This window comes from Aquabacterium sp. UBA2148 (genome assembly GCF_002328915.1).
Taxonomy (GTDB): Bacteria; Pseudomonadota; Gammaproteobacteria; order Burkholderiales; family Burkholderiaceae_C; genus Aquabacterium; species Aquabacterium parvum.
Map to the genome: position 1 here is coordinate 1 of NZ_DCXA01000007.1, position 9,972 is coordinate 9,972.

General features: G+C 64.6%; 12 protein-coding genes. 3 read left to right on the plus strand and 9 right to left on the minus strand.

Annotation, left to right across the window (positions count from 1 at the left end; translation table 11 throughout):
* Positions 1-147 precede the first annotated feature (147 nt).
* Positions 148-369 (plus strand): twin transmembrane helix small protein, encoded by a 222-nt coding sequence (locus B2W70_RS00175; protein ID WP_286741885.1) that lies wholly within the window; start codon positions 148-150, stop codon positions 367-369.
* A gap of 79 nt (positions 370-448) precedes the next feature.
* Here the strand turns inward: B2W70_RS00175 and B2W70_RS00180 are convergent, their stop codons facing one another.
* The 8 genes from B2W70_RS00180 to B2W70_RS00215 all read right to left on the minus strand — a co-directional run bounded on the left by B2W70_RS00180 (position 449) and on the right by B2W70_RS00215 (position 7,019).
* Positions 449-1,333, minus strand: coding sequence for a cytochrome c oxidase subunit 3 (locus B2W70_RS00180; RefSeq protein WP_286741886.1), 885 nt, complete (start codon positions 1,331-1,333; stop codon positions 449-451).
* 57 nt (positions 1,334-1,390) lie between these two features.
* Positions 1,391-1,621, minus strand: a complete 231-nt coding sequence (locus B2W70_RS00185; RefSeq protein ID WP_286741887.1) for a DUF2970 domain-containing protein — start codon at positions 1,619-1,621, stop codon at positions 1,391-1,393.
* The gene (locus B2W70_RS00190) at positions 1,618-2,223 is read right to left on the minus strand and encodes a cytochrome c oxidase assembly protein (RefSeq protein WP_286741888.1); all 606 of its coding nucleotides are present in this window, start codon (positions 2,221-2,223) and stop codon (positions 1,618-1,620) included. Before B2W70_RS00190 ends, B2W70_RS00185 begins: the two co-directional genes overlap by 4 nt.
* Positions 2,220-2,357 (minus strand): cytochrome oxidase small assembly protein, encoded by a 138-nt coding sequence (locus B2W70_RS00195; RefSeq protein WP_286741889.1) that lies wholly within the window; start codon positions 2,355-2,357, stop codon positions 2,220-2,222. Before B2W70_RS00195 ends, B2W70_RS00190 begins: the two co-directional genes overlap by 4 nt.
* A 10-nt stretch (positions 2,358-2,367) precedes the next feature.
* A complete protein-coding gene (ctaD, locus tag B2W70_RS00200; RefSeq protein ID WP_286741890.1) occupies positions 2,368-3,984 on the minus strand; it encodes a cytochrome c oxidase subunit I in 1,617 nt (538 codons plus the stop codon).
* A 52-nt stretch (positions 3,985-4,036) separates the two neighbouring features.
* Positions 4,037-5,185, minus strand: a complete 1,149-nt coding sequence (gene coxB / locus B2W70_RS00205) for a cytochrome c oxidase subunit II (RefSeq protein WP_414631008.1) — start codon at positions 5,183-5,185, stop codon at positions 4,037-4,039.
* Between the two features lie 110 nt (positions 5,186-5,295).
* Positions 5,296-5,850, minus strand: a complete 555-nt coding sequence (locus tag B2W70_RS00210) for a DUF2244 domain-containing protein (protein ID WP_349677419.1) — start codon at positions 5,848-5,850, stop codon at positions 5,296-5,298.
* A 206-nt stretch (positions 5,851-6,056) separates the two neighbouring features.
* Positions 6,057-7,019, minus strand: a complete 963-nt coding sequence (locus B2W70_RS00215) for a biotin synthase (RefSeq protein WP_286741894.1) — start codon at positions 7,017-7,019, stop codon at positions 6,057-6,059.
* An 84-nt stretch (positions 7,020-7,103) separates the two neighbouring features.
* Between B2W70_RS00215 and B2W70_RS00220 the strand changes: the two genes are divergently transcribed.
* Complete coding sequence (locus B2W70_RS00220) at positions 7,104-7,898, plus strand: ComF family protein (RefSeq protein WP_286741896.1); 795 nt, start codon at positions 7,104-7,106, stop codon at positions 7,896-7,898.
* Here B2W70_RS00220 and B2W70_RS00225 read toward each other — a convergent pair.
* A complete protein-coding gene (locus B2W70_RS00225; protein ID WP_286741898.1) occupies positions 7,869-8,579 on the minus strand; it encodes an ABC transporter ATP-binding protein in 711 nt (236 codons plus the stop codon). The two genes, B2W70_RS00220 and B2W70_RS00225, sit on opposite strands and share 30 nt — an antisense overlap.
* Before the next feature lie 209 nt (positions 8,580-8,788).
* Here B2W70_RS00225 and B2W70_RS00230 point away from each other — a divergent pair, with 209 nt between their 5' ends.
* Entirely contained in the window at positions 8,789-9,898 is a 1,110-nt protein-coding gene (locus B2W70_RS00230; RefSeq protein WP_286741899.1) for a sigma-54 interaction domain-containing protein, read from the plus strand.
* Positions 9,899-9,972 lie beyond the last annotated feature (74 nt).

Here is a 9,972-nt window from a genome sequence, read left to right on the forward strand (position 1 = left end):
TTTTTTCGGCAGCGCGGTCGAGCTGCCACACGCCCAGGCGGGCCGTCAGCATGGCAGCGGTCACGCCCGCGGCCACCGCCAGCCAGCGCTTGTGCATCGGGTTCATCCTGTGGTCTCCGCAAAGCTCAGGCGGACATCATCCAGCGCATGAAGATCGTCTTTTTGCTGGCCCTGGTGGCCATTGTGGTGGCCCTGGCCTTTGCCGGTCGCGCCCTGTTGCAAGATGGCCGCGACGGCCAACCCAAGAGCAACCGGATGGTGCGTGCGCTGGCGCTGCGCGTGGGCCTGTCGATTGCGCTGTTCGCGTTCATCCTGGTCGCCTACAAGATGGGCTGGATCCACCCAACTGGCGTGCCGCTGGGGGGCTGAATGGAAAAGGCGCTCCTGGGAGCGCCTTGCTGGTTCGGTGACGCCCGTTGCCAGCCCAAGCCGGCAACAGGCATGGGCCTCACAACCAGTACACCACCACGTACAGGCCCAGCCAGACCACGTCGACGAAGTGCCAGTACCAGGCGGCGCCTTCAAAACCGAAGTGGCGCTCGGGTGTGAAGTGCCCCTTTTGCAGGCGCAGCGTGATGAACAGCAGCATCAGCATGCCCACGAACACGTGCATGCCGTGAAAGCCCGTCAGCATGAAGAAGGTCGAGCCGTAGATGCCCGACGTCAGCTTCAGGTTCAGGTGGGCATACGCTTCGTAGTACTCGTAGCCCTGGCAGATCAGGAAGGCCACGCCCAGCAACACCGTCATCCACATGAAGGCGATGCACTTGCCACGGTGGTTTTCGCGCAGCGCGTGGTGAGCCACGGTCAGCGTCACACCCGAGGTCAACAGCAAAGCCGTGTTGATCGTCGGCAAAGGCCAGGGGCCCATGGTGCGGAAGGGCTCGACCGTGCCCGCGGGCGAGCCCGTGGCGCCGGCCATCTCGGAAGGCCAGATGGCCTTGAAGTCAGGCCAGAGCAAGGCGTTCTCGATGTTGCCCAGCGACGGCAGCACATGCAGACGCGCCCAGTACAGCGCCCCGAAGAAAGCGCCAAAGAACATCACCTCGGAGAAGATGAACCAGGCCATGCTCCAGCGGAAGGACACGTCGATGCGGTCGCTGTAGAGCCCACTCTCGGATTCACCGATGGCTTGCGAGAACCATTGTTTGAGCACCACCAGCCACCACACCAACCCGAAGGCCAAGGCATACGGCGCCCAACTGGAGCCATTGACCCACTGCCCCGCACCCAGGATGACAAAGAACAGGCCGATCGAGGCCATGACCGGGTGCCGAGACGGCCCTGGCACGTAGTAGTAGGGGGCCTGCCCCTTGTTCACCGCTGTCGACATCACGATCTCCTCAGACCTTGAACGCCCTTGAGCGCATCACTTCAACACATGAAACCTTCAGGTCGCCGCACCACTGGCCACGACCCACTTCACCAAAACAACCAAGCCCAGCACGAACAACACTGCAGCCAGCAACCCCGCCACGATCACGTGCACCGGGTTGACCTTGGAGATGTCTTCTTCGTACCCAGAGGCCTTGCGCACCCCGAAGAACGACCACCCAACTGCCTTGACCGTCTGCCAGAACGAACCCTTGCGCTGCACCGCCTGCTTCAAGTCCTCGCTCACACCGCCCCTTTCGGCGCCGCCGGCACCTTGCCGCCCACCTCGAAGAAGGTGTAGGACAGGGTGATGGTTGAAACGTCTTTCGGCAACTTGGGGTCGATCACGAACACCACCGGCCAGCGCTTGCTCTCGCCGGGCTTGAGCGTGTGCTCCGTGAAGCAGAAGCACTCCATCTTGTTGAAGTGTGAAGTGGCCTGCTTCGGTGCGTAGCTGGGGATGGCTTGTGCGGCCATCGTTCGGTCCTGCTCGTTGGTGAACTCGTAGACCACGGTGGCGATTTCACCCGGGTGCACCTTCACCGAACGCACCTCGGGCTTGAAACCCCAAGGCCCTCGCGCGTTCGCATCGAACTCGACGGTGATGGTGCGGCTGCGATCGACCTGGGTGTTGACCTTGCCCTGTCCTGCACGCGAGACCTGCTGCTCGGACAGCGAGAGCACGTTGATGCCCAGGGCCTCGCAGATGTGCTTGTAAATGGGCACCATCGCGTAACCAAAACCGAACATCACCCCGGTGACGACCACGAGCTTGCCCACCATCTGCAAGTTGGCCCTGCGCAAGCGGGCCACCCAGGCCGACCCGACGGGACGCGGCACTTGACTCATGCCTTGCCCAACAGGGTGATCTTGACCACGAAGCCGACGAAAAACGCAGCGGCAATCGAGGCCAGGATCAGGGCCATGCGCACGTTGCGCGCGCGCTGGGCCAGCTTGTCGGTGGTGTCGGCGAACTGGGACATGTCTCTTTCCTCAGCCGATCACCTTGGTGGCGGTGGCGTCCAGCTTGGGCGGGTTCTCGAAGGTGTGGAAGGGGGCCGGCGACGGCACTTCCCATTCCAGGCCTTCGGCGCCTTCCCAGGGCTTGGCCGGCGCCGGCTCACCCTTGCCACGCATGGCGGGGATCAGCACACCGAAGATGAAGTAAACCTGGGCGAAACCGAAGGCGAAGGCACCCACCGAAGCCAAGGCGTTGTAATCGGCGAACTGCATGGGGTAGTCGGCATAACGACGCGGCATGCCCGCCAGGCCCAGGAAGTGCATCGGGAAGAATGTGACGTTGAAGGCGATCAGCGACCACCAGAAGTGCAGCTTGCCCTTCCACTCCGGCACCATCACGCCCGTCCACTTGGGGGCCCAGTAATAGAAACCGGCGAACAGCGCGAACAGCGAGCCGGCCACCAGCACGTAGTGGAAGTGGGCCACCACGTAGTAGGTGTCCTGGATTTGGGTGTCGATGGGCGCCACCGAGCAGATCAGCCCGGTGAAGCCGCCCATGGTGAACACGAAGATGAAGCCCACGGCCCAAAGCATCGGGCTCTCGAAGGTCATCGAGCCGCGCCACATGGTGGCGATCCAGTTGAAGACCTTCACGCCCGTGGGCACCGAGATCAGCATGGTCGCGTACATGAAGAACAACTGGCCCGTGACCGGCATGCCGGTGGCGAACATGTGGTGGGCCCAGACGATGAAGCTCAGGATGGCGATGGAGGCCGTGGCGTACACCATCGAGGCGTAGCCGAACAGCTTCTTGCGGGCGAAGGCCGGCACGATCTGGCTGATGATGCCGAAGGCCGGCAAGATCATGATGTAGACCTCGGGGTGACCGAAGAACCAGAAGATGTGCTGGTACATCACCGGGTCACCGCCGCCAGCGGGGTTGAAGAAGCTGGTGCCGAAGTGGCGGTCCGTCAGCGTCATGGTGATGGCACCAGCCAGCACGGGCATCACCGCGATCAGCAGGTAGGCCGTGATCAGCCAGGTCCAGGCGAACATGGGCATCTTCATGAGCGTCATGCCCGGCGCGCGCATGTTCAGGATGGTCACGATGATGTTGATCGAGCCCATGATCGACGAAGCGCCCAGGATGTGCATCGCGAAGATGCCCGCGTCCATCGAGGGGCCCATCTGCAGCGTGAGCGGCGCGTACAGCGTCCAGCCCGCGGCGGGGGCGCCACCGGGCATGAAGAACGAGCTCACCAGCATGAGCGCCGCCGGGATCATCAGCCAGAAGCTGAAGTTGTTCATGCGCGCAAAAGCCATGTCGGAGGCGCCGATCTGCAGCGGCAGCATCCAGTTCGCAAAACCCACGAAGGCCGGCATGATCGCGCCGAACACCATGATGATGCCGTGCATGGTCGTGAGCTGGTTGAACAACTCGGGGTTGACCAGCTGCAGACCCGGCTTGAACAGCTCGGCGCGGATGCCCAGCGCCAGCACCCCGCCGATCATCAGCATGGTCAGCGAGAACAGCATGTACAGGGTACCGATGTCCTTGTGGTTGGTGGCGTACACCCAGCGACGCCAGCCGTGCGGGTGGTCGTGGTGGTCGTCGTGGCCGTGGCCACCGTGGTCAAGCACTGCGCTCATGGAGCGTCCTTTCGAAGATCAGATCTGTCGGTTCTCGGTGCAGCGGTTCGGCTCACTTGCGCGCAGCCAGCACCTCGGCGGGCTGCACGATCTGGCCCGTCTTGTTCGACCAGTGGTTCTTGGTGAAGGTGATGACGGCTGCGATTTCGGTGTCGGACAGCTGTTTCCAGGCCGGCATGATGTTGTTCTGGCCGTTGAGCAGCACGTGGATCTCCTTGCCGCGGTCGGCGTCGAGCACCAAGGGCGAGGCGTCGAGGGCCTTGATGGCACCGCCACCCTTGCCGTTGGGCTGGTGACAGGCCGCGCAGTTGGCGTTGTAGACCTTCTCGCCGCGCGCCACCAGCGCCTCAAGCGTCCAGACCTTGTTCGGGTCATCGGCCTTGGCCGCGATTTCCTTGCGCTTGTCTTCGACCCACTTGGCATAGGCCTCGGCCGTCACGACCTTGACGTGGATCGGCATGTAGGCGTGCTCCTTGCCGCACAGCTCGACGCATTGGCCGTAGTAGTCACCCACCTTCTCGGCACGGAACCAGGTGTCGCGCACGAAGCCGGGGATGGCGTCTTGCTTGATGCCGAAGGCCGGCACCATGAAGGAGTGGATGACGTCGTTGGCCGTGGTGATGATGCGCACCTTCTTGTCCACCGGCACCACCATGGCGTTGTCGACCTTCAGCAGGTAGTTGTCGCCTGCGGGCGTGCCAGCATCCGACAGGGCGCGCTGGCTGGCATCGAGCGTCGAGATGAACTGGATGCCCTCGCCTTCGCCGGTGATGTACTCGTAGCCCCACTTCCACTGCATGCCCACCGCTTTGATGGTGATGTCGGCGTTGGTGGTGTCCTTCTGGGCCACGACCACCTTGGTGGCCGGCAAAGCCATGCCGATGACGATCAGGAAGGGCACGATGGTCCAGATGATTTCGACGGTCGTGGACTCGTGGAAATCGGCAGGCTTGTGGCCCTTGGACTTGCGATGCTTGTAGATGGAATAGAACATCACCCCGAACACACCGATGAAGATGGCCAGGCAGATGTAGAGCATCAGGTAGTGCAGGTCTTGCTGGGCGGCGGCGATCTTGGTGACCGGCGGGTGCAGGTCGATCTGGCCCACGGCGGGGCCGCCAGGCAAGTCGTTGACGGCCCAGGCAGAGGCCGCCAGGCACAGCGAGGCCATGGCGACGATGGGGCGGCGCCATGCATTCATTCGGATCCCAGGAACTTGGCTCATCTCGTTGCTCTTCACGTCATGGGTGGAACGCGGTGTCTGGCTTGGCGCGCTCTGTGCGCGTCAGGCCGGGCGATGCGGTGGGGAAATCAGTCGTCCAGTTGCCTCAGCGCCCAGCGGAGCTCGTCCGCCAGCTGTCGACGCTCCTGGGGCTGGATGTGTTCGCCGACCGTGACCGATCGACCCTGCCCGGACAGGCGAACCAGAGAGCGATCGTGCTGTTCGGGCTCGATGCGCACCCAGCGAGGCAGGAAATCGGTGGTGCGCACCCGCCCGCCTTGGCGGCGAGTCACGCGGACCAGGCCCCGGTGCATGGCGATGTGCTCACCGTCGGAGGACATGCGAGCTAGCAATGCAGCACCAGCGAGTGTCAGCAAACAGCCACCCGCCAAGCCAGGCCCCCAAGCTCGCCAGGAGCCGCCAGCCAGCACGAGCGTCAAGCTCCATAAAACGAGGAGAGCCAGGCTGCAGAAAACAAAACGGGAGGTCGATATCGGCATCACGCGAGGCAGACGCCACTCCGCCTGCCAGGCTTCTGAGACAGAAGCCTGTCGCGAGCGCCGAGACACCGGGAGGGCGCGCCACACCCCGAATCGCATCGGGGCGTTGGGCAGCATGCGGACGGGTGACGCTGTGGCGGTCATCTCGCCAAGTCTCCGGCTGGCTGAATTCACACCTGGAGGATCACTCCAGCATGGACACGGAGGTCGGGGGGTGCCCTTCGTCCGATGAAAATCATTCTAGCCAGCCACTTGCGCTGCCTCAACAAGGAATCATGCAAGGCATGCTATGAATAACCCGCAGTTTGTGCGGGAATGTCACGGTGCCGCGACGCAGCAGCCGCCAGGCATCAGGGATGGCCCGGCTTGCGCACCATCCGACGCATGTCATCGAGCGACACCCGGGTCTCCGGGGCGACCTTGGCGCGGGGCTCTGGTTTGACGGCATGGCCGTAAACCAGCTCAACCGTCAGCGCGATGCGGCCGTCCGGCTGCATGAGGCGCTCGCCCATGCGTTCGATCAGGCGCTGTTTCCAGCCGGGGGTGCGCAGCCCGGGCATGCGACCGCGAGAGACGTTGCCCCCCCAGGTGCGCAACTCTTCGAGCATGGCTTCGGGGCTGGCCCAGGTCAGGGTCAGGCGTTCCATGTCCATGACAGGGTCGCTGAAGCCAGCCTGCAGCAGCTCGTCCCCCAGGTCGTGCATGTCGATGAAATCGATGGTGGGCATCGGCCAGCCCAGCTCTCGATACAAGCCGCGCAGCTCGCGAGCCGTGTCAGGCCCCAGGCCCGAGCACATCAGGAAGCCGCCAACCGACAGGTGACGGTGCCAGGCCCCCATCAGCGACTTGAGATCCGGGGCGCCATGCAAGGTCATGTTGGCCCAGAGCATTTGCACCCCAGCCTTGGGCCACGGCGCCTGGCGAACGGGTTCGGTGAGCACCACCGGCTGCGCGGACAGCAAGCGGCCGAGCCACCCGGCCTCTGACCGGGCACCGAGTCGACTGCGTTCAGCCAACGACGGCGTGGGTTCCACCACCCAGCGCCGGGCTTGGGGGTAGCGCTGGGCCACCAAGCTTTGCCCACCCCCCAGCCAGGCCGACCAGTCGACCCAATCGAGCGGCTCGATTCGAATCGGCTCGAGCTTGGCCGCCAGGCGACGCGCGACCTCGTCGTGGAGCCAAGGACGCTGACGCAGCCGTGCCAGGCGCTCGTGCTGGCGATGCAGGGCAACCGGGTCGGGCGAACAGGGAGGCGGCAAGCTGCCGCCCTCCAACGAGGAGGGGGACGAGGAAGGCAAGGGTGCGTCGGTCATGGGGCATGGCCACTGGGGGCGTCCACTAGAACGCCCACGCAAGGGCGATTCCCTCCATGAGGGACTGCTCAGTATATTGATTCCATGCCTGCCAAATGCTTGTCCGGGCTTTCGCCGCGGTCGCTGACACCATGGGGTCACATCGGCCTGCCCAAATGGGCTGGCTTGTGTGCCATGTGCGGGCGCTGGCAAACGCAGCCCGTCTGCCGCGCCTGCCAGCAGAGCTGGCGCATCGAATTGCCTCGCTGCAAACGTTGCGCCCTCCCCTGGCCCGACGCCATCCAGGCCGACTCCTGCACGGCTTGCGAGGCTCGTCAGCCCGAGTTCGACCGCGCCATCACCGCGCTCGACTACCTTCCTCCCTGGTCGAGCCTGATTTCCCGCTTCAAGTTCCAGCGGGCTTCCAGCATGCAGGGTCACTTCGTTGAACTGATGGCCGATGCCGTCCGCCAGCGCCCGCACCGGGTGGACCTGATCCTGCCCGTGCCGCTGTCGGCCCACCGCCTTGCCGAGCGGGGGTACAACCAGGCTTGGCTGCTGGCAAAGGGCCTGGGTCGGGTCCTGCGCCGCCCCGCCACCGACCAGGCCCTTGTTCGCACCCGCAGCACACCCAGGCTCATGGCACTGGACAGCGAGGAGCGACTCCGCGCGATCCACGGCGCTTTTCAGGTGACCCCGAAATGGGACGCGCGGCTGCGCGGCCGCCACATCGCACTGGTCGACGACGTGCTCACCACCGGGGCCACCTTAGACGAAATCAGTCGGCTGCTGAGGCGGCACCACGTGGCGGGGATCTCGGCCTGGGTGCTGGCACGAACACCGCCTCCCGACACCGAGGCCTCACCCCCGTCAGGGCCTGGCGACCAGGGCTGGCGTTGAGAGCGCATCCACCAGCACCCCCTTTTCCAGCTCGACTTGCCGACTGGCTCTTGCGGCGGCCTTGGGGTCGTGCGTGACCATCACGATGGTCTTGCCCAGGTCACGGTGCAATTCATCCAGCAGGACCAGGATTTCCTCGCCCGTCTGGCGATCCAGGTCGCCAGTGGGCTCGTCGGCCACGATCAGGGTGGGGTCGGTGACCAGCGCTCGCGCAATGGCCACGCGCTGTTGCTGGCCGCCTGAGAGCTCGTTGGGGTGGTGGTCCATGCGGTCCGTCAGGCGCACCATGTCCAGCGCCGCTTCGACGTGCTCGCGCCGTTGCTTGCGAGACAACCCGGTCAGCAACAAAGGCAACTCGACGTTCTCGAAGGCGGTCAGCACCGGCATCAGGTTGTAGAACTGAAAGATGAAGCCGACGTGCGCAGCTCGCCAGTCGGCCAAGGCGCTCTCACCCAGGGTGGAGATGTCCACCCCGCCCACTTCGATCGTGCCGGAGCTGGGTTGATCGATGCCCGCGATGAGGTTGAGCAGGGTGCTTTTGCCGGACCCGCTGGGCCCCATCAACGCGACGAACTCGGCAGGCTGAACCGTGAGGTTGATGTCGTTGAGCACAGGGATGAGCTGTCCTCCACGCTGGTAGACCTTGCTCAGGTGCTGGATGCGGATGATGGGCGTGCTCATCGGGAGGCAGTCGAATGTCAGGCGATCGAGAAAGCAACTGTACAGGGCTGCGTGCATCGCGTTTGTTTGCGCTCAAACGATTCGGTTCTAGGGGTTGAGGTCCGCTCACGGCCCCGACCAGAATGGGGCCCACAACAGGTGCCGCGACGATGGCTCGTCCATCGCGGCCGAACGCAGGCAGGGCTGGCGCGCCAGTCCCGAGGAACCCTATGCAAGCGCTTGAAACACCCGACGAGCCCGATCGGATCACCGCCCCGGACTGGAGCGGCCTCAACCTCCATGGCGAATCGCCCGCTTTTTGCTCAGCCCTGGCCTTGCTCCACCGATGCGCTCGGGTGGATGCAACGGTCCTGGTTTGCGGCGAGACCGGCACAGGCAAAGAACTGGCGGCCCGCGCCATCCACTACCTCAGCCCCAGGCGGCACGGGCCTTTTGTGCCAATCAACTGTGGCGCGCTGCCGGACAGCATCCTTGAAGCCGAGCTGTTCGGGCACACGAGGGGGGCATTCACCGACGCCAAATCCGACAGCCTGGGGGTGATCGGGCAAGCACACGGCGGCACGCTCTTCCTGGACGAAATCGACTCGCTGAGCCCTCGGGCTCAGGCTGCCATTTTGCGTTTCGCTCAAGATCGCAGCTATCGTCCGCTGGGGTCCCCACAGATCAGGCATGCCGACGTTCGCATCGTGGCCGCCACCAACGCAGACCTGGCCCAACTGGTCGAGCGGGGGCAGTTCCGACAAGACCTGCTCTACCGATTGAACGTCTTGAGCGTGCCTTTGCCACCCTTGCGCGAGAGACAGGGCGACGTGTTGCTGCTGGCGAGGGCGTTTGTTCAGCGCCTGGTTCGGCAATATGGCAGCCCACCCAGGACCTTGTCGGAGCGCAGCACCGAGTGGCTGCTTCAACCACGGGCTTGGCCGGGCAACGTCCGCGAACTGGAACACCTCATCCACCGTGCCTTCCTGCTTTGCAGCGGCGCACAGCTTGAGTTGCAAGCCAGCTTCAGGCCTGCAACGCCCAGCGTGCCCCCTGCCGCGCCCTCGGACGACGGGCCATTGATCGCGTCGGGTGTCCACGTTGATGGCCCCTCTGAAGCGCCCACCATGGCCGCCTTCGCGCAAGCCAAGGCCCAAGCCATCGAGACCTTCGAGCGACGCTACCTGATGGCGGTGCTGAGCCAGGCTGGCGGCAACCTCAGCCTGGCCGCCCGGCTGGCAGGCAAAGAGCGCAGCCGGTTTTGCCAGCTGGTGCGCAAGCACGGGCTTCAGCGGGGCGATGGTGTCGGCGTCGGCAAGGGCATCGAGCACCCTGCTTGAGCGCCTAGGGGATAGGTCGACCCCTGTGGCGCCGGCGCCCCACCCCCGGCCCGTTCGCCACACCCCCGCCCCCA

Excerpts from the sequence above, each read along its gene's own strand:
- B2W70_RS00175 (WP_286741885.1), top strand. The coding sequence starts at position 148 with ATGAAGATCGTCTTTTTGCTGGCCCTGGTGGCCATTGTGGTGGCCCTG.
- B2W70_RS00180 (WP_286741886.1), bottom strand. The coding sequence starts at position 1,333 with ATGTCGACAGCGGTGAACAAGGGGCAGGCCCCCTACTACTACGTGCCA.
- B2W70_RS00190 (WP_286741888.1), bottom strand. The coding sequence starts at position 2,223 with ATGAGTCAAGTGCCGCGTCCCGTCGGGTCGGCCTGGGTGGCCCGCTTG.
- B2W70_RS00195 (WP_286741889.1), bottom strand. The coding sequence starts at position 2,357 with ATGTCCCAGTTCGCCGACACCACCGACAAGCTGGCCCAGCGCGCGCGC.
- ctaD (WP_286741890.1), bottom strand. The coding sequence starts at position 3,984 with ATGAGCGCAGTGCTTGACCACGGTGGCCACGGCCACGACGACCACCAC.
- coxB (WP_414631008.1), bottom strand. The coding sequence starts at position 5,185 with ATGAATGCATGGCGCCGCCCCATCGTCGCCATGGCCTCGCTGTGCCTG.
- B2W70_RS00210 (WP_349677419.1), bottom strand. The coding sequence starts at position 5,850 with ATGACCGCCACAGCGTCACCCGTCCGCATGCTGCCCAACGCCCCGATG.
- B2W70_RS00215 (WP_286741894.1), bottom strand. The coding sequence starts at position 7,019 with ATGACCGACGCACCCTTGCCTTCCTCGTCCCCCTCCTCGTTGGAGGGC.
- B2W70_RS00220 (WP_286741896.1), top strand. The coding sequence starts at position 7,104 with ATGCCTGCCAAATGCTTGTCCGGGCTTTCGCCGCGGTCGCTGACACCA.
- B2W70_RS00225 (WP_286741898.1), bottom strand. The coding sequence starts at position 8,579 with ATGAGCACGCCCATCATCCGCATCCAGCACCTGAGCAAGGTCTACCAG.
- B2W70_RS00230 (WP_286741899.1), top strand. The coding sequence starts at position 8,789 with ATGCAAGCGCTTGAAACACCCGACGAGCCCGATCGGATCACCGCCCCG.